We start from the raw sequence: 23,949 nt of genomic DNA, 5'->3' as shown, positions 1-23,949 counted from the left end.
ATAGCTTGCGTTAGCTTTTCTTGACGCGATAGACCGCAAGACTACCACGCCAGTTCACGCCCCAGCGCACCACCTGTCCGTCGTGCAGCACGACGCGGTCGAGAATTTCGATGCCGACTTCCGGGGCGAGCGCTTCGAAGTCCTCGATCGTCAGTACGCGCACGTTCGGCGTGTTGTGCCATTGATAAGGCAGCGACTTCGACACCGGCATGCGACCCTGCAGCACCGACAGCCGGTGTGCCCAGTAGCCGAAATTCGGAAACGACACGATGCATTCCTTGCCCACCCGCACCGTCTCGCGCAGGATCGCGGCGGTCTGATGAATGGTTTGCAGCGTTTGCGACAGAATCGCGAAATCGAAGCTGCCGTCTTCGAACAGGCGCAGTCCGTCTTCCAGATTCTGCTGGATCACGTTGACGCCGTTTTGTGTCGACGCCAGCACGCCCGCGTCGTTGATCTCGATGCCGTAGCCCTGCACGTCGAGTTCTTCGGTCAAGAGCGACAGCAGCGAGCCGTCGCCGCAACCCAGATCCAGCACGGTGGCGCGCGGTTCGACCCAGCGGGCGATCGCACGGAAGTCAGGGCGCAACGCCAGGTAATCGAGTGCTCGCTGGTTCATGCGTTCACCTCGTTCGCAATACGTTCGTAGTAGGCGCGCATCACGTTGTGATAGCGCGCGTCGTCGAGCAGGAAGGCGTCGTGACCGTGCGGCGCGTCGATCTCCGCATAGGTGACGGTGCGCTTGTGGTCGAGCAGCGCCTTCACCAGTTCGCGCGAGCGGGCCGGCGCGAAACGCCAGTCGGTCGTGAAGCTCGCGATCAGATACTTCGCCGTCGTGTGCGCGACGGCTGCCGTCAAATCGCCGTCGAACGCTTTCGCGGGATCGAAATAATCGAGCGCGCGAGTGATCAGCAGGTAGGTGTTCGCGTCGAAGTAGTCGGCGAACTTGTCGCCCTGATAGCGCAGGTACGACTCCACTTCGAACTCGACGTCGAAGTTGAAGTTGTACGCGTCCAGCGCGCCTTCTGCGCGGCGCAGCGAGCGGCCGAATTTCTCGGCCATGTCGTCGTCCGACAGATACGTGATGTGGCCGATCATCCGCGCGACGCGCAAGCCGCGCTTCGGTTTGACGCCGTGCGCGTAGTAGTTGCCACCGTGGAAGTCGGGGTCCGACAGGATTGCCGAGCGCGCGACCTCGTTGAACGCGATGTTCTGCGCGGACAGCTTCGGCGTGGACGCGACCACGATGCAATGCGCGACACGCTCCGGATACATCATGCTCCACGCGAGCGCCTGCATGCCGCCGAGACTGCCGCCCATCACCGCGGCGAATCGCGTGATGCCGAATTCATCGGCGACCCGCGCCTGGGCGTTGACCCAGTCCTCGACGGTCACGACGGGAAACGTCGCGCCATACGGGACGCCGGTGGCCGGATCGATGCTCATCGGCCCGGTCGAACCGAAGCACGAGCCCAGGTTGTTCACGCCGATCACGAAGAACTTGTCGGTGTCGAGCGGTTTGCCCGGGCCGACCATGTTGTCCCACCAGCCGACGTCCTTCGGATTGTCGGCGTACACGCCCGCCACGTGATGCGACGCGTTGAGCGCGTGGCACACCAGCACCGCATTGCTGCGCGCGGCATTGAGCGTGCCGTAGGTTTCGACCATCAGATCGTAACCGGCGAGCGAGCTGCCGTTCTGCAATTGCAGCGGCTCGGTGAAATGCATTTTTTGGGGAGCGACGATACCGATCGATTCCATTCATTCCGCCATTTAACAAAAACAGGGCGGCTAGACGGCGTCGGCAAAGCACGGAGGAGAGACTGTGTGCGCGGCTGACGACCTCTTTAGCCGCATTTATAGTGAACCGTGGGGGTTTCCCAGCGGCTCGCGCGCCCGCAATCGAGTCAGCAAATCGGCGCGTGATGGGTGTTCAGGGTGTTCTCGAATGCGGTTCCGGATGCATGGGGGCGCCGCAGTCAGGCGCAAAGTATAGCGGAAAATCCTGCGCGAGAGCGTCGCCGGCGCACCCGCGACACGCTGCGTGCCGCGCGCACTATTGAAGGATCAGCAGCAGTTGCGCGTCGGCATGTTCGGCGGGCGGACGCGCGAAACCGCTGCGCACATAACGGTGCCAGCGGCCGATGATGTAGCTCAAGAGCAGGCTCGCGCGGATCGCGGGATCGTAGCCGGGCGGCAGCGGGACGGCGGCGTGTGCGCCTTCGCCCGCAGCGGCATTCGCTTCCATCTGCGCCAGCCGCAAACACTGCTTCAGCGACGCCTCGACGCGCTCCAGCATCTGATTGACGCGCTCGGTCAGCCGTTCATGCTCGCCGACCAAGGCCTCGCATGTCAGCACACGCGTCATGCCGGGATTCTTGGCAGGAAAGTTGAGCAGCATCAACGCGATGGCGCGCGCTTGCAGCACGCCGTTGCTTTCCCTGTCGGCGATCTGGTTGATGAGGCCAAAGAGCGTTTGCTCGATGAACTCGATCAACCCTTCGAACATTTGCGCCTTGCTGGCGAAGTGGCGGTACAGCGCGGCTTCCGATACGCCGAGCCGGGCGGCGAGCGCCGCCGTGGTGATCTTTTCGCTTTTCGGCGCTTCCAGCATCGTGGCGAGCGTCTGCAGGATGTGCACACGGCGCTCGCCCGGCTTCAGGCGCTGCGCGCGTTGGGCGGCCGGCGCGGCGGCTTCTTGTTCGGCTAAGGCTTCGTCAGGCTTGTCGATCGGCTGCATGGCTGTCGTCCCGGCTGCTGTCCTTTCCATCGAACCGAGCGGTTGCCCAGTCGTAGCGATTTTAACGAACGAACGCTCCGGTCGACATAGTGCGGCCGGCCGGTGCCCGGCAGACGCGTCGGCACGCCGTCCGCGCGCGGCCTGCGCGGCAGATGACCGGTGATCCACACCGTGCGGATGCCGAGGCGCCGGTAGTTCTTCAGATGCGAGCGCGTGTCTTCGACCAGGATCACGTCCCCGAGCGACACGTGCGCGTCGCGCATGGCCTTGCGCAACATCGCGTGGTCGGGCTTGGCGCGCCAGCGGCGGCGATCGCGCATGTGCTCGATCGCAATCACCTGCTCGAACAGACGCTCGATGCGCAGTTCGGCGAGCACCGCGCGCGCGTACGCCTCAGGGGCGTTGGTCAGCACGATCTTGCGGCCGGGCAGCGCCGCGACGAGCCGAGCGATGCCGCGCTCGTGACGGATCATCGAGCCGAGATCGGGGAACGTGTGCACGACCTTCAGGAAGTCGTTCGCGTCGAGCGGATGGTGGCGCGTCAGGCCGAGCAGCGTCGCGCCGTAGCGCTGCGTGTAGCCGGTGCGCAGACGGTTGGCTTCGTCGATGTCCACTTGTAGCGCGTCGATGATGTACTGCGTCATCCCGTGGTTGATGGCAGGGAAGATTGCGTGTGAAGCGTGGTGCAGCGTGTTGTCGAGATCGAACAGCCAGACCGGCTTGCCACCCGCGATATGCGGACGACGGCGTCGGGAAGTGGGGGTGCGCATGATGGAGGACGCCGTTCAGGCGCGGACGATCGCTGCACGCGGCGAACGCGGACGGTTCACGGTGCTGGCGGTTGAAGACGAGGGAGAAAGTTGCCGGCGCGACAGGTCGGCGCGTGGCGGGCCGCCGAATGTGTTGCCATAAATGCGGCAGTAAGCGCCGCACGCGCTGTGAGGCGTGGCAGCCATGCCGCACGGCACACCTGGCGCGCCGTTGCGACGCGCCGCGTGTGCCGGGTTTGAGGCAGGAATCAATGCGAACGGATCATCGTGCCGAACGGCTGTTCGGTGAGAATTTCCAGCAGCACCGAGTGTTCGATACGACCGTCGATGATGTGCACCGAGCGCACGCCGCTCTTGGCCGCGTCCAGCGCCGACGAGATTTTCGGCAGCATGCCGCCGGAGATCGTGCCGTCGGCGAACAGGCCGTCGATTTCGCGAGCCGACAGGTCGGTCAACAGATTGCCTTCCTTGTCCATCACGCCGGGGATGTTGGTCATCATCACGAGCTTTTCGGCGTTTAGCACGACCGCCAGCTTACCCGCCACCAGGTCCGCGTTGATGTTGTACGACAGGCCGTCTTCGCCGAAACCGATCGGCGAGATGACCGGAATGAACGCGTCGTCCTGCAGCGCTTTCACGACGGCCGGGTTGATCGCCTCGACTTCCCCCACCTGGCCGATATCGACGTACTGGCCCGGATTGTCGCGATCCGGCATCAACATCTTGCGCGCGTGGATGAGGCCGCCGTCCTTGCCGGTCAGGCCGACCGCGTGGCCGCCGAAATGATTGATCAGTGTGACGATGTCCTGCTGCACTTCGCCGCCGAGCACCCATTCGACGACTTCCATCGTCTCTTCGTCGGTGACGCGCATGCCCTGGATGAACGTGCCCTGTTTGCCGATCTTCTTGAGCGCCTGGTCGATTTGCGGACCGCCGCCGTGCACGATGACCGGATTGATGCCGACCAGCTTCAGCAGGATCACGTCGCGTGCGAAGCCTTGCTTCAGCCGCTCCTCGGTCATGGCATTGCCGCCGTATTTGATCACCACGGTCTTACCGTGATATTGGCGAATGTAGGGCAGCGCCTCGGCCAGGATTTCAGCCTTCAGGGTGGGCGCGATCTGCGAAAGGTCGGGAAGCTCGGACATGGCGGCAGGCTCAGGCACGGAACAGTTAAAACAGGGCGAATTGTACAGGACTGGCGCGCTGCAACAGGGTTTTCGATAATGGTACGGGTGGCGGGCGGCATGGGCTTTGCGCAGTGCGCAATGGCGGCACGCGGCGCTCAATCGGCGATCAAGCTTAACGTGCTTGCGCGACGCTTGTGAATTAGCCAAATGGACGACTCACGCGGGCTTGCCAGTCGTGGCATCATTTCCTGACCGATGCCTCCGCGATACCCCGGCCCCGTTATGAAACCGTCCGCTTCCCGTTCCAGAAGCAGCGCGCGCTGCCCGCGCTGCGGTAACGCGTTCGACTGCGCCATGCATGCGCAGCCGTCCGAGTGCTGGTGCCGCGAGATGCCGCCGTTGCCGGCGGACAGGCTCGATCCACGTAGCCGCTGTTTGTGTCCGGAATGTCTGGCCGCCGAGATTGCCCGAGCGGCTCAGGCGAAGCACGGCGCTGATTTGTCCTGACGCGCACGCGGCCGTTGGCATGTATGTCGCGCGCACGTAGCGGCGCCGCATTGTCTACGTGCCGTTCAGTTGAGCAGCGCGATGCTGGGCCGCCAGTATGCGCAGGTCATGGGCCATGGCTTGCAGCGCCGGCTCCCATTCGCCGAACCTGGGCTGCCGGTACAGCCTTGCGCTCGGATACCACGGGCTGTCGCTGCGTTCGAGCAGCCAAACCCAGTGCGGATTGACGTCGAGCAGCACCCAGGTGCGCTGGCCGAGCGCGCCGCCCAAATGCGCCGCCGACGTGCACACCGTGATGACCAGATCGAGTTCGCTGACAAGCGCGGCGGTATGGTCGAAGCTCGCGAATTCGGCGGTGTAGTCGGTCAGCGGCAGACCGGCCGCGCGAGCGGCGGCAACGTCGGCGGCGGCGCCCGGTTGCAGCGAATAAAACGCCACGTCCTGCATGCCGCCGAAATGCGCGGCATAGCGTTCACAATCGATGCGCCGGAACGGATTGCGCTGATGGCCGAGGCTGCCGGTCCATGTTAGCCCGACTTTGAGCCGCGATTCTCCGGCCAGCCGCTTGCGCCACGACTCGCGCGCTGCCGCATCCGCAAGCAGATACGGCGTCGAGGCCGGGATCGTCTCCTCGTGCGTGTCGAAGATCAGGGGCAGGCTGAGCAGCGGGATCTCATAGTCGAACGGCGGCATCGATTCGACGCTGCCGCCCGCCGAGTAGTGGTCCACGTGGGAGCCGAGGCTGCGTGCGAGTAGCGCGCCCATGTGCGGGAACGAGTTCCAGTGCAGACGGCCGCCCTCGCGATGAACGTGCTCGGCCAGCATCGGAATATAGCGGCAGAACTGCAACACATCGCCCATTCCTTGCTCGCCCCACACGAATAGCGTCTTGCCGGCAAGCGGTTCGCCCCGCCAGGTCGGCGCGGGCATGGGCGGGCGATTGCCGCCGAGCTCCAGCGAGCCATCCCAACGCGCCTCGTGCGATACCCACCCGCGCGTGTAGTCGCCGCGCATGAGTTGCAGCATCGCGAGATTGGAGCGCATGGCGGCATCGTGCGGAGCCAGCGTGTAGGCCGTTGTTGCGGCTTGCTCCGCTTCCGTCCAGCGTTGCGCTTCGCGTAGCGCCAGCGCATAGTTGTTATGCGCCAATGGACTGAGCGGCGCGACCTGCACGGCGCGGGCGCCCGCCTCGAGCGTGTTCGGCAGATCCAGACTCATGCGGTACACGTCGGTGAGATTGGTCCAGCCCTCTCCATTGCCGGGGTCGTCGCGCACCGCGCCTTGCAACAACGCAAGCTGCTCGCTGACGTCCCCGCCGGTGAGCTTCAGCGCACCGGCGAGATTGTTACGCAATAGCGGCAATGCAGGGTCAATGGCGAGCGCGCGGCGATAAGGGGCGATGGCTTCGCGATGCCGATTGGCCATTTGCAGCGTATAGCCGATACGAAAGTGCGGTAGAGCGCGGTGCGGATCGAGTTGGGCAATAATGACAGCGAGCTCGATAGCGTCGTCATGACGGTGCCGTTCGAGCAACGCGGTGATCAGCGATGTGAGTGAAGCGTCGCCGAGCGGATGCAGTTGCGCCGCAGCGGCAAGCCATTTAGCTTCGGTTTCCGGCATGCCGTGGTCCCGGGCTGCAGCGGCTTCGCGCAAATAATTCAGGAAGGCTGATGAGGCGTCAGCTTCGCGATTGGGAGTGGGCAGCATGGGAGGGTGCGGCGCAAGGGCCGAGAATGAAAAGCACGGCCCGTGCGACGCTGTCGCAAAGACACCATATTATGGCGGCAGCCCGGCGAAGTCAGTCGGAACCGTCCGAAAGGTGAACTAGTGTGATGCATCGTATAACCAATACCGGCCGGGTCAATCTGGGCCATTTGTTCTGGCTGCGCAGCCTCGCCATCATCGGTCAGCTCGTGACGATCGCATTCGTGCAGATCTTCATCGGCGTGCATCTGCCGTTGCCCGCGATGCTGCTCGTGATCGCCCTCGAAGTGATCTTCAACGCGCTCACGTGGTGGCGTGTTTCGCAGCAGCGGCCCGAGTCCAACATGGAATTGTTCGGCCAGATCTGGGTCGATCTCGGCGCGCTGTCCGCGTTGCTGTTTCTCTCCGGCGGCACCACCAATCCCTTCGTTTCGCTCTACCTGCCATCACTGGCGATCGCCGCCGCGGTGTTGCCCTGGCACCTGATGGCGTGGCTCGCGGCGTTCGCCGTGACCTGCTATGCGGTGCTCAGTTTTGATTCCGTGCCGCTGAATCTCGACAACCCCGCGAACCTCTTCGACTACTATCGCGCCGGCATGTGGGTGAACTTCATGGTGAGCGTCGGGCTGATCGCATGGTTCGTCGCGCGTATGTCACGGGCGCTGCGGCTACGTGACGCAGCGCTCGGAGAAGCCCAGCAGCGCTTGCTTCACGACGAACGCGCGGTCGCGCTCGGCGTGCAGGCCGCCACCGTGGCACACGAAATCGGCACGCCTCTGTCTACAATCGCAATGTTGTCCGAGGAATTACGGGACGCGGCACGCAGCGACCAAGGGCTCGCGCCGTACAGCGCCGATCTCGAACTGCTCGAACAGCAGATGACGTTGTGCACGTCGGCCCTCGCGCGCCTGCGCAGCCGCGCGTCGACGACGACCAATCGGCAGCCGGTCGGCGAATGGCTCGAATCGTTTGCCGAGCAGTGGCGCTTGCGTCATCCGCACGTCAAGTTAGAGCGCATCGGCGTGCCGTCCCCGGAAGTCAGTCTTGACGATACGGTGGCCGTCAGCCAGATTCTCACGATTCTGCTCGACAACGCCGCGCGAGCGAGCCGCGATCACGTGACGCTGTCGTGCTCGCTCGCGTCGCGCGGCGACCAGATCGTGTTTGAAGTCTGCGATGCGGGCCCGGGCATTCCGGCTGCGTTACGCGGCTCGCTCGGTGCGATGCCGGTGGACAGCACGCAGGGCGGACACGGCGTGGGCCTCTATCTGGCCTTTTCGGCGGCGGCGCGGCTGAAGGGTTCGATCGAGTTGACCGATGTCAGCGCGATCGCGCCGCGCGGCACGCGTGTGGTGCTGAGACTGCCATTCGCCGGGCGCAAATTATCCGGCACGGCGCTTCAGGGCGCCGCGCCAACCAACACGGAGAAACAGGCATGAGCGAAAAGAATTTTCTGGTGATCGACGACGACGAGGTGTTCTCCGGCATCCTCGCTCGCGGTCTGACCCGGCGCGGCTACACGGTTAGCGAAGCGCACAACGCGGACGAGGCGATCAAGCTCGCGAACCAGCAGAAGTTCAGTGAGATCACCGTGGATCTGCATCTCGGCAACGACTCCGGCCTCACACTCGTCGCGCCACTGCGCGATTTGCAGCCCGATGCGCGGATGCTGGTGCTGACCGGCTATGCGAGCATCGCCACCGCTGTGCAAGCGGTGAAGGACGGCGCAGACAATTACCTCGCGAAGCCCGCCAATGTCGAAACGATTTTGTCGGCGCTGCAAAGCGAAGCGAGCGCGCTGCAAGCCGAAGAGGCGATCGAGCATCCCACGCCGTTGTCGGTTGCGCGTCTGGAGTGGGAGCATATTCAGCGTGTGCTCGCGGAACATGGCGGCAATATTTCGGCCACCGCGCGCGCGTTGAACATGCATCGTCGAACACTGCAGCGCAAGCTGGCGAAGCGGCCGGTCAAGCAGTAAGCGCGACCTCGTGCTTGCGCGTAGGCGCATGAGATGAAAAAACGAAAACGGGCTGCCTCGACAAAGGCAGCCCGTTTTTTACACGTAGCGTTTGATCTGCGTCAGGCAATGCAATTAGCCTGACGCGACGACAGCACAAACATCACAGCACGTAGCGCGACAGATCCTCGTCGTCGGCCACTTCGTTCAGCGCGCGATCGACATACGTCGCATCGATCTGCACCGCTCTGCCCGAGTGATTGCCGGCCGAGAACGATACTTCCTCGAGCAGCTTTTCAATCACCGTGTAGAGACGCCGTGCGCCGATGTTCTCGGTCTTCTCGTTCACCGAATAAGCGATCTCGGCGAGGCGGCGAATCCCGTCGTCGGCGAATTCAAGATGCACGTCTTCGGTGGCGAGCAGTGCCTGGTATTGCTTGACGAGGCTCGCATCGGTGGACACGAGAATCGATTCGAAGTCGTTCACCGACAGCGAGTCGAGTTCGACGCGAATCGGAAAGCGGCCCTGCAGTTCGGGAATCAGGTCGCTCGGCTTGGCCAGATGGAACGCGCCGCTCGCGATGAACAGAATGTGATCGGTCTTCACCATGCCGTACTTGGTGTTGATCGTGGTGCCTTCGACGAGCGGCAGCAGATCGCGCTGCACACCTTGACGAGACACCTCGCCGCCGCCGGCCTCACTGCGCGATGCGATCTTGTCGATCTCGTCGAGGAACACGATGCCGTTCTGCTCGACGTTCTGCACCGCCTTGGCTTTCACCTCTTCGTCGTTGAGCATCTTGCCGGCCTCTTCGTCGGTGAGAACCTTCAGCGCTTCCTTCACTTTCATCTTGCGGCGTGTTTTCTTGCCGCCGCCGATATTCGCGAACATCGAACGGATCTGCTCGGTCATGTCTTCCATGCCCGGCGGCCCCATGATGTCCATACCCACTTGCGGCTGTTCGACGTCCAGCTCGATCTCCTTGTCGTCGAGCAGACCTTCGCGCAGACGCTTGCGGAAGGTCTGGCGCGTGCTGCTGCCTTCGTCGGCGGTGTCGGCGGCGCTCGAACTTGCACCGAAACCGATTGGGCGTGCGCCAGGCAGCAGGATGTCGAGGATGCGGTCTTCAGCTTGATCGCAAGCCTTGGTCCGCACTTTGCGCATTTCCGTTTCGCGGGTCTGTTTGACCGAGGTTTCCATCAGGTCGCGCACGATGCTGTCGACGTCGCGGCCCACATAGCCGACTTCGGTGAACTTGGTGGCTTCGATCTTGATGAACGGCGCGTCGGCCAACTTCGCAAGACGCCGCGCGATTTCGGTTTTGCCGACGCCGGTCGGTCCGATCATCAGGATGTTCTTCGGCGTGATTTCCTGGCGCAGCGGTTCTTCAACCTGCTGACGGCGCCAGCGGTTGCGCAGCGCCACGGCCACGGCTTTTTTAGCGCGGCCTTGGCCGATGATGTGTTTGTCGAGTTCGGAGACGATCTCGGCAGGGGTCATTGTGCTCATCGTGGGTCCTTACTCGATCGTCTCGATAACGCGGTTGTGGTTCGTGTAGATGCACATGTCGCCGGCAATTTCCAGCGACTTCTCCACGATTTCGCGGGGCGACAGCTCGGTGTTGTCGGCGAGCGCCTTGGCAGCCGCTTGCGCATAGGCGCCGCCGGAACCGATCGCGCAGATGCCGCCTTCGGGGTCGAGCACGTCGCCGTTGCCAGTGATGACGAGGGTGGTGGTCGCGTCCGCGGCAATCAGCATGGCTTCCAGACGACGCAGCATGCGGTCGGTGCGCCAGTCTTTCGCGAGTTCGACGGCGGCGCGCGTGAGATTGCCCTGATGCTTTTCCAGCTTCGCTTCGAAGCGATCAAGCAGCGAGAAGGCGTCGGCCGTGCCGCCGGCGAAGCCGACCAGCACCTTGCCGTTGTAGATGCGCCGGACTTTCTTCGCACCGCCTTTCATGACGATGTTGCCCAGTGTCACCTGGCCGTCGCCGCCGAGCGCGACCTTGTCGCCGCGGCGCACGGAGACGATCGTCGTGCCGTGAAATTGCTCCATATGCGTTCCTCTTTGCAAAACGGGTAGGGCGCGGCAGCGCGACGCGCTACCGGATAAATCCTGAAAACGGACGGCGCGCGACGCTCGGGTTCAAGTGAGCCGGCGCGCTCGTGCAGCGCATCTCCGATTTATTTTAGGGCGTGCGCGGTCATATCAAGAGCTGCCAAACGGCATAAGACAAAAAACAGGGGTTGGGCGCGGGCGTGGGAATGATGCGGCGGTGGACTGCGCAAAGATGGGGCGCCGGACCGCCGCGCGTGCAGGAACCGACGACGACTGGCCTTGGACAGAGTATCGCAAATGCCGCACAGCGGCCGCGTGCACTCTTCCTCGCAGCGTAAACAGCGCGCGCAAAAGAAAAAAGGCGCACGGTTCACCGTGCGCCTCTCGACGAAGCAGCGTGTCAGGGCGCGGACCCGGAGCCGCGCCGCAAGCGTTCAGTCGCCGAACAGCTTCTGGCGCAGTTCGCGGCGTTCCTGCGCTTCGAGCGACAGGGTTGCCGTGGGTCGCGCGAGCAGACGCGGAATGCCGATCGGCTCACCGGTTTCCTCGCACCAGCCGTAGTCGCCGGAATCGATTCGCGCGATCGATTGCTGCACCTTCTTCAGCAGCTTGCGCTCGCGGTCGCGCGTGCGGAGTTCGAGCGCATGCTCTTCCTCGATCGTTGCGCGGTCGGCCGGGTCCGGCACGATTACGGTTTCGCGCAGGTTCTCGGTCGTCTGGCCGGCATTGCGGAGAATGTCCGCCTGCAGCTGTTCGAGCTTGTTCTTGAAGAAGGCGAGCTGATCCTCATTCATGTAATCCTTGTCGCTCATCTTCAGGATTTCGGCTTCGGTCAAGAGTCGTTTCGTCGTCATCTGGCTTACTTCTTCAATGTGAGGCAAAACTCTTACATAGTGCCCGCACTTTCGTATTGCCCGCAAAGGCGCCTCGAAGACGCAAAGCGCCAAGGCGGGCACGGACGGTGGACTGTCGTGACGCCGAAGCGCCTGGCGCCCACACGCCGGGCGTCGCAACGCCAATGCGGGGCCGAACTCCTCTGGAAACCGATTCTCAAATGCTCCTGAGGCATTGCTCGCCGGCAGCTGGCCTTCTCAGGCTGTCGCAGCCGGCATTGTCGGCGTGTTTCCCCGGACAAGATTTTCCGGCGCCGCGTCAGGCCCGGCGCAATACGCGCTGACCGGGCAATTCGTTGTCATTCTCCAGTGGGCACGTATTGTAACTGAATCACAATCCGCCACCTCAACTAGCGAAAATCTCCTTACAGCGCACCAATATCCCGAAAATATAACGCGCGCCCGACCAAAAAGCGATGGTCGTGCGCGCTTTAATACAGCAGGGTTTTCACGCGCTTTTCATACGCGCGACTTTTTCGGCAGCCTTTCAACTGGGTCGCGTGTATTCAGCAGACGATTAACGGTGCCAACGCGCGTGCCAGGTGCAGTCGCGGCGCAGTGCGCGCCGCGCTCCGGGTGCGGCGGCGCGCGAGGTGCCCATGCGACGCCGCCCGGCCAAACGCTCAGGCGAGGCAGGCGTCCAGACCGTCGGTAATCAGGTCCTGCGGCAGTTCGATGCCGATAAACACCATCTTGTTGGTCTTCTTCTCGACCGGCTGCCATTTCGCGGCCAGATCGCTACCCATCATCTGATGCACGCCCTGGAACACGACCTTGCGATCGACCCCCTTCATATACAGCACACCCTTGTAGCGCAGTAGGCGCTCGCCGTAGATCTGCAGAATGCCGCCGAGAAAATCTTCCAGCTTGTTCGGATCGAACGGACGGTCGTTGCGGTAGACGAACGACTTGATCTTGTCGTCGTGATGCGCGTGGTGGTGATGCGCGTGATCGTGGCCTTCGTGGTCACACTGGCCGTGGTCGTGATCGCAGTTCTCGTGATCGTGATCGTCGTGGGTGTGGCCGTGCTCGTCATGCGCGTGAGCGTGGCTGTGCGCGTGTTCGTCTTCGACGAGGAAGTCCGGGTCGATTTCCAGCTTCGAATTCAGGTTGAAGCCGCGCAGATCGAAGATTTCCTTGATGTCCGCGTCGCCGAAATTGACGACCTTGATCGCCGCCTTCGGGTTCATGTGCAGCAGGCGGTGGCGCAGATCGGCCACGTGCTTTTCGTCGACCAGATCGGCCTTGGTGATGAACAGACGGTCGGCGAAACCGACCTGGCGCTGCACCACTTCGTGCTCGTCCAACTGGTGGTTCGCGTGCTTCGCATCGACCAGCGTGATGATTGCGTCGAGCAGGAATTCGCTGGCGATCTGGTCGTCCATGAAGAACGTCTGCGCGACCGGGCCAGGATTCGCGAGACCGGTGGTTTCGATCACGACGCGGTCGAAGTCCACTTCGCCCGCCTGCTTCTTCGCGGCCAGATCGCCCAGCACGCGCGACAGGTCGCCGCGAATCGTGCAGCAGATGCAGCCGTTGCTCATCTGGATGATCTGCTCGCCCGTGTCCTGCACGAGGATCTCGTTGTCGATGTTCTCTTCGCCGAACTCGTTTTCGATGACGGCGATCTTCATGCCGTGTTTTTCGTTCAGGATGCGCTTGAGCAGGGTAGTTTTGCCGCTGCCAAGAAAGCCGGTCAGGATGGTGACTGGAATCATGTTGGTCGCCTGTAGGTCGTGAAACGGTGCGTAATCGGGAGCATAGGCGGGGCGCGGCAGCCGGATGGCGCGCAGCCCTGTCTAGCCGGTTATTGAAACATATCTGTCAAGCCCGCGCTGACGGGCGGGGTTTGGGCCCGCTGCCGCGAGCGCCGCCCTGGCGCGAAATAACCCTGAAAGTATGGGCGATCAGGCGATTTGCAACAGCAGACCCTTCAGGTATTCGCCTTCAGGGAAGGCCGTGAGCAACGGATGATCCACGCCCGCGCCGAGGCGCTTGAGAATGCGCGCGTCGACTCGCGCGTCGGCGGCCGCGCTGGACACGATCTTCTGGAACAGTTCGGAGTCGATCGCGCCCGAGCACGAGTAGGTGAACAGCAAACCGCCTGGGCGCAGCAGCTTCAGGCCGGTCAGGTTGATGTCCTTGTAAGCGCGCGACGCGCGGTCCACGTGTTCACGTGACGGCGCGAATTTCGGCGGATCGAGCACGATCAGGTCGAAGCGCTCGCCTTCGTCGTACAGGCGGCGCAGCGTCTTGAACGCGTCGGCGTCGAGCCACGTGGCGCGCTCGGCGTCGAAGCCGTTGGCCGCCACGTTCTGTTGGGCGAGCGCCAGCGCTTCGCCCGAAGAATCGATCGACACCACGCGTTTGGCGCCGCCCTTCAATGCCGCCAGCGAGAAGCCGCCGGTGTAGCAGAAACAGTTCAGCACGTCGCGATCCTGCGCGAGCTGCTGCACCAGCAGGCGGTTGTCGCGCTGGTCGACGTAAAAGCCGGTCTTGTGGCCGTTGCGCACGTCGACGTGATAACGCACGCCGTTTTCGCTCGCGATCAGCGCTTCCGACGGCGCCTCGCCCGCCAGCACGCCGGTGATCTGCTCCAGCCCTTCCTTCTGGCGAATCGATACGTCCGAACGCTCGTAGACATTCGGGCAGCCGGTCGCGTCGACCAGCGCCGCGACGATCGCTTCCTTCCATGCCTCGACGCCCGCCGCCATGAACTGGCAGACGATTTGACTGCGCTGGTCTGCGTCCTCGGCGACGTAATGATCGACGATCAGGCCGGGCAGGCCGTCCGCTTCGCCGAAAACCAGCCGCACCGCGCCGGTGTCGTGCACCATCGTCCGGCGATGCGCGAGCGCGCGCTGCACACGGCGCTTGAAGAACGCGTGGTCGATCGGCTCGGCTTCGTCGAAGCTCCACACGCGTGCGCGAATCTGCGAATGCGGGCTGTAGGCGGCGCGCGCGAGAAAGCGGCCGTCATGCGCGCGCACCAGCACGGTCGCGCCGGGCGCGGGATTGCCATCGACGCGGTCAATCGCGTTGGCATAAACCCACGGATGGCGGCGCAGCAGCGATTTTTCTTTCGACGGTTTGAGCGTAACGGTATTCATCAGGGTGTCAGCAGAGCATTGGGCCGCGTCGCAACAAGCACACGGCGGGTGAAGCGAAAGCGGAGACCGGGAGCCGCGCGAAGCGGCGTCAGTCGCGTTTTTTGGCGCGTGGGTGCGCCTCGTCGTAGACGCGGGCGAGATGCTGGAAATCGAGCGCGGTATAGACCTGCGTGGCGGTGATGCTGGCATGGCCTAGCAACTCCTGGACGGCGCGCAGATCGCCGCTCGACTGCAGCACGTGCGTGGCGAACGAGTGCCTCAGCACGTGCGGATGCACGTTGGCAGGAATACCGGCGACCAGCGCCGCGCGCTTCACACGCTCACGCACGACGTTGGGCGACAGCCGATTGCCGCGCGCCGACAGAAACAGCGGATGCGGGTCGTGCTTCACCATCTGCCCGCGCACCGCGAGCCACGCGTTCAGCGCGTCGATTGCCTTGCTGCCGACCGGCACCACACGACGCCGCTTGCCCTTGCCGAGCACTTCTACCTCGGCCGATTCCAGCTTCAGCCAGCCGGCGGAACGGTAGCCGTCGCTGTCGGTGAAACGGACGTCGAGGCCGACCAGTTCCGCGAGACGCAGCCCGGACGAGTAAAACAGTTCGAGCATCGCGTGATCGCGCAAACCTTCGGGCGATGCGGCAACCGGGCTTTCCATCAGACGCGTGGCGTCGTCGACGGAAAGGGCTTTGGGCAGCGTCCTGGCCTGCTTCGGCGCACGCACGGTGGCAACCGGATTGGCCGGCAGTTCGACGCGCCCGGCGAGCCAGCGGTAAAACGCGCGCCACGCCGACAACCGGTGGCTGATCGAGCGCGCGGTCAGGCCGCCCGAGTGTGCGCGCGCGACGGCGCCGCGAATGTCGACGGCGGTCAGGCTTTCTAGCGGCCGGCCTTTGGCCAGCAGCCTGAGTTCTTCGAGTTCGTGGGTATAGCCGCGCAACGTATGCGCCGATAGCCGCCGCTCATGTTCGAGATTCGACAGGTAGGCAGCGATCGGGTCGGCGGCGGTCACGGTGGGCTTTGTGGAGCGGCTGGCGCAGGAGAGTGTCGGTGGGCGCGGGATCAGCGCGGCAGCAGACGGCTCAGCGCGGCGCTTGCCAGCGCGCCGATCTGCGTCAGGAAATCGGTGGCCATGCCGTCGTGGAAGCGGCGCGCGTCGGCCGAGCCCATCACCAGCAGGCCGAAGGTGGGCGCTTCCTCGTTGCCGTCGGGGTCGCGCAGCGCGAGCAGCGCGACCGATTCGGTGACGTGCGCCGACTCGGATGTCGCGTTGCCGGCTGCGTTCTCGTCGGCCACCGCGCTCACCGCCGGCACCAGCCACTGTGCCGCCTCGAAGCCCGTATTCGCGCCGCAGTACGGCGTGGTGAGACTGCTGGCGAAAATGCGCACTTCCTCGCCGACATGGCGCGCGAAGTCGGCCTGGGCGTAAGGCTCGGCCACATCCCACACGCGCAGCGCGGCCTGCGGCACGTCGAAGATATCGCGCAAACCGTGGGCGATCGTGCGCGGCAGCGCGTACGGATCGCGCTCGGCCATCACGCGGATGGTCCAGCGGTTGAATTTCGACGCGATGCTGTCGTTCTCGTGCCCATAGCGCAGCAATTCGGCGAGGCGCCGTTCGAGATGCTTGTTCTTGTCGCGCAGCATTTCCATCTGCCGCTCCTGCAGCGATACCGCGGCTTTGCCGTGCGGATTCGCGAGCCGGATGGTCGCGAGCATCTCCGCGTGTTCGGCGAAGAATTCGGGGTTGGCGAGCAGATATTCGGCGACTTCGCGATCGTTCATGGTTTCGGCTAAAGGACTACAGGACGACGCCCTCGGGGCGGCGCATCGGTCAATCAGTTTAAGCGGCCAAGGCGTCGGCCAGTTCGATCTCGCCTTCGAATACGGTTGCCGCGGGGCCCGCCATCAGCAGCGACTCTCCTTCACGCGTGTTGTCCCACGAGATGGTCAGCTTGCCGCCGTGCGTGTGCACCAGCACCGGCGCGTCCAGCAGCCCGCGCCGGATGCCGGCCGCGACCGCCGCGCAGGCGCCCGTGCCGCACGCCAGCGTTTCGCCCGCGCCGCGTTCGTAGACGCGCAGCTTGATCTCACTGCGGCCGACGATCTGCATGAAGCCAGCGTTCACCCGCTGCGGGAAACGCGCGTGGCGCTCGATCGCCGGGCCTTCGACCAGCACCGGGAAGGCTTCGGCATCGTCGACCACCTGCACCGCATGCGGATTGCCCATCGACACCACCGAAATCCAGCGCGTCGTACCGTTCACGTCGAGCGGCCAGAGCGTGTCCGTGCTTTCGCGGCGGCCTTCGAGGCCTTTGGTGGCGAACGGCACGCGTTCCGGGTCGAATACCGGCGTGCCCATGTCGACCACCACTTCGCCGTTGTCCTGCATGGTCAGCGTGATGGTGCCTTTCTGCACTTGCACGCGCACGCTGCGCCGATCGGTCAGGCCGCGCTCGCGCACGAACTTGACGAAGCAGCGCGCGCCATTGCCGCAATGCTCGACCTCGCCGCCGTCGCAGTTGAAGATGCGATATCGGAAATCGACGCCTTCCACAGTGGGTCTTTCGACCAGCAGCAATTGATCGGCGCCGACGCCGAAATGCCGGTCCGCGAGCGCGCGCACCTGCGCCGGCGTCAGGTTGACCGGTTGGGTGTAGCCGTCGAGCACGACGAAGTCGTTGCCCGCGCCGTGCATTTTGGTGAATTTCAGTTTCATCACGCTATTGTAAGTGACGCGCCCGCAGGCGCGCCGAACGTCGCCGTATTTCCGCGCTGGGACGGTTGTTGCGCCGACGGAACCGTCCGCGCCGGCCGCGGCCGCCGCACTAGCCGCTGGCCGCACTGGCCGCGCCGCGGCCGCGCACCTCAATACACCCTCGGTTCGCCCGGAGGCCGGGTCTTGAAGCGCTTGTGCACCCAGTAGTACTGCTCGGGGATCAGCGGAATCTGCTCTTCGAGAAACTCGTTCATGCGCCGCGCGTCCGCGTCGTCGTCGCCGGTGGGGTAGTTGTCCCACGGCTTGAAGACTCTGAGGCGATAACCCTTGTAGTTCGGCAGCACTTCGCCGATGAATGGCACGACCTGCGCGCGTCCGACCTTCGCGAGACGACCCACCGCGGTTAGCGTGCAGGTCGGCACGCCGAAGAACGGCACGAAGGTGGAATTGCGCGCGCCGTAGTCCATATCCGCGCCGAGCATCACCGGCTTGCGTTCGCGCAGCCAGCGCAACACGATGCGCGCGCTGTCCGCGCGGCTCGCCATGTCCGCGCCGAAACGCGCGCGCGCCGCTTTGGCGACTTCCTCCAGTTCGAGGTTCGACATCGGCTGATACAGCGAGCCGCATTGACGCTTGAGTGAATAATTCAGGAAGATCGAGCCGGCCTCGATGCCGACGAAGTGAAAGCCGAGAAACAGCGTGGGCGGCAGATTCGGGTCCGTCAGATCGATCGCGCTGTCGAGCTGGATCAGCTTTTCGAGCTTCTTCGCCGAGCCGAACCACTGCACGCTGCGTTCGAGGTAGCTGCGGATCGCGTGACGGAAGTGCTTCTGCGCGACGTCTTGGCGGCGCTCGTCGCTCCACTCGGGGAAGCACAGCTTCAGGTTGGTGTGGACGATGCGTCGGCGCCGGCTTGGAACCTGATAAAGCAGCCAGCCGAGCCCATCGCCGAGACGGGCGACGAAACCGTAGGGCAACAACGCAAAAAGTTTCAGCAGCCCGATCGCGAGCTGCGCGCCATAGCGGCTCAGCATGCCGCCTCCGGAAACGGAGCGTGGCGCGTGACGGATTTCAGGGAAGCGGAAAAATTGACGTAATACCGCACTCGTGGACACTCTGTGACAATTCAAGGAAGTCGCTATAATAAGGGCTTCGCCGAGTTAATAGACAACTTGCGGGGCGAAGCCAGCGGGTGCGCGATCCATACGATCTGTGCCCGCAGGTAAGGTAATCCGCTAAAGCGTCGCCGCTTCAAGGCTCCCCGAAGCTGGCTACGTGAAACTCAACCGTAACCACCAAACAGGAGTCTGCAACGTGGCAAACGACTATCTCTTCACTTCCGAATCCGTCTCCGAAGGCCATCCCGACAAAGTCGCGGACCAGATTTCGGACGCCATTCTCGACGCAATCCTCGCGCAGGACAAATACTCGCGCGTCGCGGCCGAAACGCTGTGCAACACGGGTCTGGTCGTGCTGGCCGGTGAAATCACCACCACCGCGAACGTCGACTACATCCAGGTCGCGCGCAACACCATCAAGCGCATCGGCTACGACAACACCGACTACGGCATCGACTACCGCGGCTGCGCGGTGCTCGTCGCGTACGACAAGCAATCGCCGGATATCGCGCAGGGCGTGGACCGCGCGCACGACAACAACCTCGATCAAGGCGCCGGCGACCAGGGCCTGATGTTCGGTTACGCGTGTGAAGAAACGCCGGAACTGATGCCGCTGCCGATCCACCTGTCGCACCGTCTGGTGGAGCGTCAGGCAAATCTGCGCCGCGACGGCCGCCTGCCCTGGCTGCGTCCGGATGCGAAGTCGCAGGTCACCGTGCGTTACGTCGACGGCAAGCCGCATTCGATCGACACCGTCGTGCTGTCCACGCAGCATTCGCCGGACATCGATCTGGACACGCTGCGCGAAGCCGTGATCGAAGAAGTCATCAAGCCGACGCTGCCGGCCGACCTCATCAAGGGCGACATCAAGTTCCTGGTGAACCCGACTGGCCGTTTCGTGATTGGCGGTCCGCAAGGCGATTGCGGTTTGACCGGCCGCAAGATCATCGTCGACACGTACGGCGGTGCTGCGCCGCACGGCGGTGGCGCGTTCTCGGGCAAGGATCCGTCGAAGGTCGACCGCTCGGCGGCTTACGCCGGCCGTTATGTCGCGAAGAATATCGTGGCCGCTGGCCTTGCGTCGCGTTGTCTGATTCAGGTGTCGTACGCAATCGGCGTCGCTCAGCCGACTTCTGTGATGGTCAACACGTTCGGCACGGGCCGCGTGTCGGATGCGACTATCACGCGCCTGGTGCAGGAGCATTTCGACCTGCGTCCGAAGGGCATCATCCAGATGCTCGATCTGCTGCGCCCGGTCTACGAGAAGAGCGCGGCTTATGGTCACTTCGGCCGCGAAGAGCCGGAATTCACGTGGGAAGCCACGGACAAGGCACTGGCACTCGCCGAAGCTGCGGGCACGGAACCGGTTGCCGCGCTGGCGGATTAACGCTAGCCGTTTTCGCTTCAGTAAAAACCCCCGCCGGCGCGAGCCGGGCGGGGTTTTTTATTGCCTGTGCGTTTGCTGCCTTGTCGCGCGCAGTGGGCCCGCGCCATCGAAAGTCTCAACGAAAGCCGCAATACGGGCCTGCTTAAGAACTACGGACGCGCTGCCAACGCAGAAATGCGTTCGAACAATCGCCTCAACGACTGGCAAACGGGAACGCAAACCAGCCGCTGCTGCTGCTCGTCGACATGCGACGGGGGCGGCGGCTCGTATTCTGCGGCGCGACGACCGCTACGCGTTTTGCGACGGTCAGTCGCAGCGGCGTCGGCTTGCGCAACAGCGTGCGCAGCGAAAGGCGGCGCGACCCGCCCTGCAGACGCAGCGCGGAGAAGAACGTATGAAACCAGGTGCGAATGCCGTCGACTGCTTTGGCATCGCGCCATTGTTCGCCCAGCGCGCGCGTGCGGGTCGCGTGATGACGCAGCGCACGGACGATGTGGCGGCGGGCGGGCCGCGCCGCTTTCAGCGCGGCGCGGGTAAGGCGAGTATTCAGAAGAGTGTGCATGGCTTCACAGGTAGGCAATGTGTCGCGCGACGGAACGTGCGCCGATAGCAGCACCAAATGTGCCAACGACGGTGTCGCAATGGACGACGCGAAAGCCTGGAATTCGACAGGAAAAAGCGTGGTGGTCGGCGGCGTGGGCCGTGGCGGCCCGTGCGCGACGCGAAAATACGGAAGCGGCGATCAACATGCATGCAGGCTACACGTGATTGATGACATCAGAAAGTCGGTTTTTACCCTGCAAATAAGGGTTTTTACCGGGTCGAACGCGACGCGAGCCCGCTCGGTCGCGCCCTTTGCGGTCGATTATCGTGCATGCTTGCCCATTCGAAGTGCGGTGCGAAAGCCCATCACGCGTGAAAGTTGTGCGTAAGGCTGTGGCGTCGGCGCGGCGAATCTGCGCGCAACGCGATCGTGCCCGCTTTACAATCGAGCATCAGCTAGTCGACGGTAACGGATCACCATGTCACTTCATTCGAAGAAAGAGCAGATTCACACGTTGCAGGAGCAGGGCTTTGTCGTGGTGCCAGGATTGGTGTCGCCCGAGCGTTGCGCGGAACTCAGGCAGATCGCGCAGAAGCAGTTGCAGGAAGCGGCCGCGCCGATCGAGTTCGAAGCGGATCTGCAGTACCCCGGGGCGCCGTCGTCGAGAATCTCGCCGGGTGGACACACGGTGCGGCGGCTACTGGATACGTACGGGCGTCATCCGGCATTCGCGCAGTGGGCCACCGCGCCGGAAATTCGCGGTTGGATGGAGTTGTACTTCGGTGAAGAACCGCGCCTGTCGCGCGCGCATCACAACTGCATGATGACCAAGCATCCCGCGTATGGCAGCTTGACCGGCTGGCATCGGGACGTGCGCTACTGGTCATTCGAGCGTGACGACCTGGTGTCGGTGTGGCTTGCGGTCGGCCCGGAGACGGTCGACAACGGCGCGTTGTGGTTCGTGCCGAAGTCGCACAGCGCCGCGTTCACCTCCGAGCGTTTCGACCAGGCCAAGTTTTTCCGCTCCGATCTGGAAGAGAACCAGGTGTGGATTCGCAGCGCGGTGTCGCCCGAATTGAATACCGGGGACGTGGTGTTCTTTCACTGCAACACGCTGCATTCGGCCGGCAAGAATCTCAGCGATCAGGTGAAGTTTTCTCTGGTGTACACCTATCACGGCGCGAGCAATGTGCCGTTGCCGGGCACGCGGTCGGCCGCGAAGCCCGAGGTGGCCTTCTAGATTTTTATCTGCGGCGGCGCTGATGCCCGTTCATTCAATGGGGCACAAAGCGCCGCGCAAATTCACGACCACACGAACAATCACCGCTTGCGGCCGGACATCGCCACGCCCGTTAATCCGGCGAGCGTCGCCACCACGCCTGCCACGATCAGCATGATCGCCTTGTTGCTCGGCGAACCGGTGAACACGCGAGCGACCTCGCTGCTAACCGAGTTGAACGCCTGCCCGCCGAAATACAGCAGCACGATACCGCCGACAATCAGCGCGATTGAAATCGCCTTCGTCATCTAGTCCTCCCATCTGCGTTGACCGGCCAAAGTGTAGGGGAGGTGCAAGCAATCGTCCATCCCGCATAATGGGCGTCTGCACGCATCGCGTCGATTGGCTAACATAGCGGTCTGGCCGCACTTCGACACAAACCTATAAAAGCGGCATGCCTCCCGCAACGTGTGATCGTCATACGCCCGCATCGGCCGGGCGACTTCACCAACAAGGACACTAGCAATGGCTTACGAAGCAGCTTCAGAACGCTATTCGGACATGCAGTACCGCGTCTGCGGCAAGTCGGGTCTCAAACTGCCGGCGCTGTCGCTCGGCTTGTGGCACAACTTCGGCGACACCACGCCGATCTCCACGCAGCGCGACATCCTGCGCACGGCGTTCGACCTCGGCATCACGCACTTCGATCTGGCGAACAACTACGGCCCGCCGTACGGCAGTGCGGAGACGAATTTCGGCCGCCTGTTCAAGGACGATTTCAAACCGTATCGCGACGAACTGCTGATTTCGTCGAAGGCCGGTTGGGACATGTGGCCGGGCCCGTACGGCCAGGGCGGCGGCTCGCGCAAGTACGTGCTTGCCAGTCTCGATCAGAGCCTGCAACGCATGGGCCTCGACTACGTCGACATCTTCTATTCGCATCGCTTCGATGCGGACACGCCGCTCGAAGAAACCGCCGGCGCATTGGCGAGCGCCGTGCAGCAAGGCAAGGCGTTGTATATCGGCATTTCGTCGTACTCGGCGTCCAAGACGCTCGAAATGACGAAGCTGCTCGCGGAGTACAAGGTGCCGTTGCTGATCCATCAGCCTGCATACAACATGCTCAACCGCTGGATCGAACACGAACTGCTGGATACGCTGGAGAAGGTCGGCGCGGGCTCGATCGCATTCACGCCGCTCGCTCAGGGGCTGCTCACCGGCAAATACCTGAACGGCGTGCCGGCCGACGCGCGCGTCAACAAGCCGGGCGGCGGATCGTTGAAGCAGGAGCATTTGAGCGAGCAAAACATCGAGCACGTGCGCAAGCTCAACGACATCGCGCAGCGACGCGGACAGAGTCTTGCGCAAATGGCGCTCGCGTGGGCATTGCGTGATCCGCGCGTGACGTCGGTGCTGATCGGCGCGAGCCGTGCGGAGCAGGTGCGTGAGAACGTCGGCGCGTTGAAGAACCTCGCGTTCTCAAAAGAGGAACTCGCGGAGATCGATCGCTACGCAACTGAAGGCGGAATCAACTTGTGGGAAAAGCCGTCGACGGATCAGGCGATCTGATCCGCGTGACCCACAGCGCGTAGATATAAAAACGCAGGAAGCGAAAAAGCCGCCCATGAGGCGGCTTTTTCTTTCACTACACCAGAGCGGGCAGACCTTCGACCAGCGCGACCGCGCACATCACGCCGATCAGAGCGCCGAGCACGCGCAGCGCGTTGTGCCGTAGTTCTGTCTTGCAGGGAAGCGCGCCGACAAACAAAGCACCGGCCAGAGCCATCGGAATGACCAGGATGAAATCGCCGATCGTGAAGTAGGTCGTCATATCCGTCTCCTTATTTATCACTGGCGCATGGCCGGCTCGATGTGCTGAGCCAGGCACCGCTCGCGCTCGATTGGAGTATAGGAGAAGGCGGCATTGACATGGCAGCCCTTCGCGGCGTCGCGGCGGCTTTTCGCAAGCCGCTGAACCCGGCGCGGCAAGGGCCGCCGCGATTGGCGCAGCGCAGCAAGCCGATCGAAACAAATGAAGTGTTTGCTTACGCCGGCCTTACTTTTTGGCGTTTTTCAATGCGCACTGGATCGC

25 protein-coding genes are annotated in these 23,949 nt (G+C 63.3%); 7 read left to right on the top strand and 18 right to left on the bottom strand.

Annotation, left to right across the window (positions count from 1 at the left end; genetic code table 11):
• Positions 1 to 10: 10 nt before the first annotated feature.
• From metW to argB, 5 genes are all read right to left on the bottom strand, one after another.
• Entirely contained in the window at positions 11 to 619 is a 609-nt protein-coding gene (gene metW, locus P0D89_RS01910) for a methionine biosynthesis protein MetW (protein WP_012431403.1), read from the bottom strand.
• Complete coding sequence (metX, locus tag P0D89_RS01905) at positions 616 to 1,761, bottom strand: homoserine O-succinyltransferase MetX (RefSeq protein WP_408356579.1); 1,146 nt, start codon at positions 1,759 to 1,761, stop codon at positions 616 to 618. The genes metW and metX overlap by 4 nt, the downstream gene beginning before the upstream one ends.
• Before the next feature lie 295 nt (positions 1,762 to 2,056).
• Complete coding sequence (gene slmA, locus P0D89_RS01900) at positions 2,057 to 2,740, bottom strand: nucleoid occlusion factor SlmA (RefSeq protein ID WP_408356581.1); 684 nt, start codon at positions 2,738 to 2,740, stop codon at positions 2,057 to 2,059.
• Positions 2,707 to 3,510, bottom strand: coding sequence for a pyrimidine 5'-nucleotidase (locus tag P0D89_RS01895; protein WP_408356583.1), 804 nt, complete (start codon positions 3,508 to 3,510; stop codon positions 2,707 to 2,709). The genes slmA and P0D89_RS01895 overlap by 34 nt, the downstream gene beginning before the upstream one ends.
• A gap of 248 nt (positions 3,511 to 3,758) precedes the next feature.
• Positions 3,759 to 4,658 (bottom strand): acetylglutamate kinase, encoded by a 900-nt coding sequence (gene argB / locus P0D89_RS01890; RefSeq protein ID WP_007179687.1) that lies wholly within the window; start codon positions 4,656 to 4,658, stop codon positions 3,759 to 3,761.
• A gap of 264 nt (positions 4,659 to 4,922) precedes the next feature.
• Here argB and P0D89_RS01885 point away from each other — a divergent pair, with 264 nt between their 5' ends.
• Positions 4,923 to 5,147, top strand: coding sequence for a cysteine-rich CWC family protein (locus P0D89_RS01885; protein ID WP_408356585.1), 225 nt, complete (start codon positions 4,923 to 4,925; stop codon positions 5,145 to 5,147).
• Positions 5,148 to 5,201: 54 nt separating this feature from the next.
• Here the strand turns inward: P0D89_RS01885 and P0D89_RS01880 are convergent, their stop codons facing one another.
• The gene (locus P0D89_RS01880) at positions 5,202 to 6,854 is read right to left on the bottom strand and encodes a tetratricopeptide repeat protein (RefSeq protein WP_408356587.1); all 1,653 of its coding nucleotides are present in this window, start codon (positions 6,852 to 6,854) and stop codon (positions 5,202 to 5,204) included.
• Positions 6,855 to 6,979: 125 nt separating this feature from the next.
• On the opposite strand from P0D89_RS01880, the gene P0D89_RS01875 reads away from it, so the two are divergent.
• Together P0D89_RS01875 and P0D89_RS01870 are read left to right on the top strand one after the other, a co-directional pair.
• The gene (locus P0D89_RS01875; protein ID WP_408356762.1) at positions 6,980 to 8,290 is read left to right on the top strand and encodes an ATP-binding protein; all 1,311 of its coding nucleotides are present in this window, start codon (positions 6,980 to 6,982) and stop codon (positions 8,288 to 8,290) included.
• A complete protein-coding gene (locus tag P0D89_RS01870) occupies positions 8,287 to 8,829 on the top strand; it encodes a response regulator transcription factor (RefSeq protein WP_149668712.1) in 543 nt (180 codons plus the stop codon). Before P0D89_RS01875 ends, P0D89_RS01870 begins: the two co-directional genes overlap by 4 nt.
• A 142-nt stretch (positions 8,830 to 8,971) precedes the next feature.
• Here the strand turns inward: P0D89_RS01870 and hslU are convergent, their stop codons facing one another.
• The 9 genes from hslU to P0D89_RS01825 form a co-directional block, all read right to left on the bottom strand.
• Positions 8,972 to 10,318 (bottom strand): ATP-dependent protease ATPase subunit HslU, encoded by a 1,347-nt coding sequence (hslU, locus tag P0D89_RS01865; RefSeq protein ID WP_408356589.1) that lies wholly within the window; start codon positions 10,316 to 10,318, stop codon positions 8,972 to 8,974.
• A 9-nt stretch (positions 10,319 to 10,327) separates the two neighbouring features.
• Complete coding sequence (gene hslV / locus P0D89_RS01860; RefSeq protein WP_006050517.1) at positions 10,328 to 10,864, bottom strand: ATP-dependent protease subunit HslV; 537 nt, start codon at positions 10,862 to 10,864, stop codon at positions 10,328 to 10,330.
• Positions 10,865 to 11,301: 437 nt separating this feature from the next.
• Positions 11,302 to 11,721, bottom strand: coding sequence for an RNA polymerase-binding protein DksA (dksA, locus tag P0D89_RS01855; RefSeq protein WP_012431412.1), 420 nt, complete (start codon positions 11,719 to 11,721; stop codon positions 11,302 to 11,304).
• 662 nt (positions 11,722 to 12,383) lie between these two features.
• Entirely contained in the window at positions 12,384 to 13,478 is a 1,095-nt protein-coding gene (locus P0D89_RS01850) for a CobW family GTP-binding protein (RefSeq protein ID WP_408356591.1), read from the bottom strand.
• Between the two features lie 189 nt (positions 13,479 to 13,667).
• Positions 13,668 to 14,870 carry a class I SAM-dependent rRNA methyltransferase gene (locus P0D89_RS01845; protein WP_408356593.1) on the bottom strand — a complete coding sequence of 401 codons (1,203 nt, stop codon included), beginning with the start codon at positions 14,868 to 14,870 and terminating at the stop codon, positions 13,668 to 13,670.
• An 88-nt stretch (positions 14,871 to 14,958) separates the two neighbouring features.
• Positions 14,959 to 15,882, bottom strand: coding sequence for a tyrosine recombinase XerC (gene xerC / locus P0D89_RS01840; RefSeq protein WP_408356595.1), 924 nt, complete (start codon positions 15,880 to 15,882; stop codon positions 14,959 to 14,961).
• Positions 15,883 to 15,932: 50 nt separating this feature from the next.
• Positions 15,933 to 16,655, bottom strand: coding sequence for a DUF484 family protein (locus tag P0D89_RS01835; RefSeq protein ID WP_408356597.1), 723 nt, complete (start codon positions 16,653 to 16,655; stop codon positions 15,933 to 15,935).
• A gap of 58 nt (positions 16,656 to 16,713) precedes the next feature.
• Positions 16,714 to 17,589: a diaminopimelate epimerase gene (gene dapF / locus P0D89_RS01830; RefSeq protein ID WP_408356599.1), complete on the bottom strand. Its 876-nt coding sequence runs from the start codon at positions 17,587 to 17,589 to the stop codon at positions 16,714 to 16,716.
• Between the two features lie 149 nt (positions 17,590 to 17,738).
• Positions 17,739 to 18,623 (bottom strand): lipid A biosynthesis lauroyl acyltransferase, encoded by an 885-nt coding sequence (locus tag P0D89_RS01825; protein ID WP_408356601.1) that lies wholly within the window; start codon positions 18,621 to 18,623, stop codon positions 17,739 to 17,741.
• A gap of 280 nt (positions 18,624 to 18,903) precedes the next feature.
• Between P0D89_RS01825 and metK the strand changes: the two genes are divergently transcribed.
• A complete protein-coding gene (metK, locus tag P0D89_RS01820; protein WP_408356603.1) occupies positions 18,904 to 20,094 on the top strand; it encodes a methionine adenosyltransferase in 1,191 nt (396 codons plus the stop codon).
• Positions 20,095 to 20,287: 193 nt separating this feature from the next.
• Here metK and P0D89_RS01815 read toward each other — a convergent pair whose 3' ends face one another.
• The gene (locus P0D89_RS01815; RefSeq protein WP_408356605.1) at positions 20,288 to 20,656 is read right to left on the bottom strand and encodes a hypothetical protein; all 369 of its coding nucleotides are present in this window, start codon (positions 20,654 to 20,656) and stop codon (positions 20,288 to 20,290) included.
• A 79-nt stretch (positions 20,657 to 20,735) separates the two neighbouring features.
• Between P0D89_RS01815 and P0D89_RS01810 the strand changes: the two genes are divergently transcribed.
• The gene (locus P0D89_RS01810) at positions 20,736 to 21,026 is read left to right on the top strand and encodes a hypothetical protein (protein ID WP_408356607.1); all 291 of its coding nucleotides are present in this window, start codon (positions 20,736 to 20,738) and stop codon (positions 21,024 to 21,026) included.
• 90 nt (positions 21,027 to 21,116) lie between these two features.
• On the top strand, positions 21,117 to 21,878 hold the full coding sequence (locus tag P0D89_RS01805) for a phytanoyl-CoA dioxygenase family protein (protein ID WP_408356609.1): 762 nt from the start codon (positions 21,117 to 21,119) through the stop codon (positions 21,876 to 21,878).
• Positions 21,879 to 21,958: 80 nt separating this feature from the next.
• Here the strand turns inward: P0D89_RS01805 and P0D89_RS01800 are convergent, their stop codons facing one another.
• Positions 21,959 to 22,165 carry a DUF3185 family protein gene (locus P0D89_RS01800; RefSeq protein ID WP_408356611.1) on the bottom strand — a complete coding sequence of 69 codons (207 nt, stop codon included), beginning with the start codon at positions 22,163 to 22,165 and terminating at the stop codon, positions 21,959 to 21,961.
• Between the two features lie 217 nt (positions 22,166 to 22,382).
• On the opposite strand from P0D89_RS01800, the gene mgrA reads away from it, so the two are divergent.
• Complete coding sequence (gene mgrA / locus P0D89_RS01795; protein ID WP_408356613.1) at positions 22,383 to 23,426, top strand: L-glyceraldehyde 3-phosphate reductase; 1,044 nt, start codon at positions 22,383 to 22,385, stop codon at positions 23,424 to 23,426.
• Positions 23,427 to 23,502: 76 nt separating this feature from the next.
• Here the strand turns inward: mgrA and P0D89_RS01790 are convergent, their stop codons facing one another.
• Positions 23,503 to 23,688 carry a hypothetical protein gene (locus P0D89_RS01790; protein ID WP_408356615.1) on the bottom strand — a complete coding sequence of 62 codons (186 nt, stop codon included), beginning with the start codon at positions 23,686 to 23,688 and terminating at the stop codon, positions 23,503 to 23,505.
• Positions 23,689 to 23,949: the final 261 nt, after the last annotated feature.

The organism is Paraburkholderia sp. RL18-085-BIA-A (assembly GCF_046027075.1).
Taxonomy (GTDB): Bacteria; Pseudomonadota; Gammaproteobacteria; order Burkholderiales; family Burkholderiaceae; genus Paraburkholderia.
Note: the sequence above shows the minus strand (reverse complement) of the source record. Positions and strands in the feature narration are given on the sequence as shown.

Coding starts and splice junctions, on each gene's coding strand:
- metW (WP_012431403.1), bottom strand. CDS start 619: ATGAACCAGCGAGCACTCGATTACCTGGCGTTGCGCCCTGACTTCCGT.
- metX (WP_408356579.1), bottom strand. CDS start 1,761: ATGGAATCGATCGGTATCGTCGCTCCCCAAAAAATGCATTTCACCGAG.
- slmA (WP_408356581.1), bottom strand. CDS start 2,740: ATGCAGCCGATCGACAAGCCTGACGAAGCCTTAGCCGAACAAGAAGCC.
- P0D89_RS01895 (WP_408356583.1), bottom strand. CDS start 3,510: ATGCGCACCCCCACTTCCCGACGCCGTCGTCCGCATATCGCGGGTGGC.
- argB (WP_007179687.1), bottom strand. CDS start 4,658: ATGTCCGAGCTTCCCGACCTTTCGCAGATCGCGCCCACCCTGAAGGCT.
- P0D89_RS01885 (WP_408356585.1), top strand. CDS start 4,923: ATGAAACCGTCCGCTTCCCGTTCCAGAAGCAGCGCGCGCTGCCCGCGC.
- P0D89_RS01880 (WP_408356587.1), bottom strand. CDS start 6,854: ATGCTGCCCACTCCCAATCGCGAAGCTGACGCCTCATCAGCCTTCCTG.
- P0D89_RS01875 (WP_408356762.1), top strand. CDS start 6,980: ATGCATCGTATAACCAATACCGGCCGGGTCAATCTGGGCCATTTGTTC.
- P0D89_RS01870 (WP_149668712.1), top strand. CDS start 8,287: ATGAGCGAAAAGAATTTTCTGGTGATCGACGACGACGAGGTGTTCTCC.
- hslU (WP_408356589.1), bottom strand. CDS start 10,318: ATGAGCACAATGACCCCTGCCGAGATCGTCTCCGAACTCGACAAACAC.
- hslV (WP_006050517.1), bottom strand. CDS start 10,864: ATGGAGCAATTTCACGGCACGACGATCGTCTCCGTGCGCCGCGGCGAC.
- dksA (WP_012431412.1), bottom strand. CDS start 11,721: ATGACGACGAAACGACTCTTGACCGAAGCCGAAATCCTGAAGATGAGC.
- P0D89_RS01850 (WP_408356591.1), bottom strand. CDS start 13,478: ATGATTCCAGTCACCATCCTGACCGGCTTTCTTGGCAGCGGCAAAACT.
- P0D89_RS01845 (WP_408356593.1), bottom strand. CDS start 14,870: ATGAATACCGTTACGCTCAAACCGTCGAAAGAAAAATCGCTGCTGCGC.
- P0D89_RS01835 (WP_408356597.1), bottom strand. CDS start 16,655: ATGAACGATCGCGAAGTCGCCGAATATCTGCTCGCCAACCCCGAATTC.
- dapF (WP_408356599.1), bottom strand. CDS start 17,589: ATGAAACTGAAATTCACCAAAATGCACGGCGCGGGCAACGACTTCGTC.
- P0D89_RS01825 (WP_408356601.1), bottom strand. CDS start 18,623: ATGCTGAGCCGCTATGGCGCGCAGCTCGCGATCGGGCTGCTGAAACTT.
- P0D89_RS01815 (WP_408356605.1), bottom strand. CDS start 20,656: ATGCACACTCTTCTGAATACTCGCCTTACCCGCGCCGCGCTGAAAGCG.
- P0D89_RS01810 (WP_408356607.1), top strand. CDS start 20,736: ATGGACGACGCGAAAGCCTGGAATTCGACAGGAAAAAGCGTGGTGGTC.
- P0D89_RS01805 (WP_408356609.1), top strand. CDS start 21,117: ATGTCACTTCATTCGAAGAAAGAGCAGATTCACACGTTGCAGGAGCAG.
- P0D89_RS01800 (WP_408356611.1), bottom strand. CDS start 22,165: ATGACGAAGGCGATTTCAATCGCGCTGATTGTCGGCGGTATCGTGCTG.
- mgrA (WP_408356613.1), top strand. CDS start 22,383: ATGGCTTACGAAGCAGCTTCAGAACGCTATTCGGACATGCAGTACCGC.
- P0D89_RS01790 (WP_408356615.1), bottom strand. CDS start 23,688: ATGACGACCTACTTCACGATCGGCGATTTCATCCTGGTCATTCCGATG.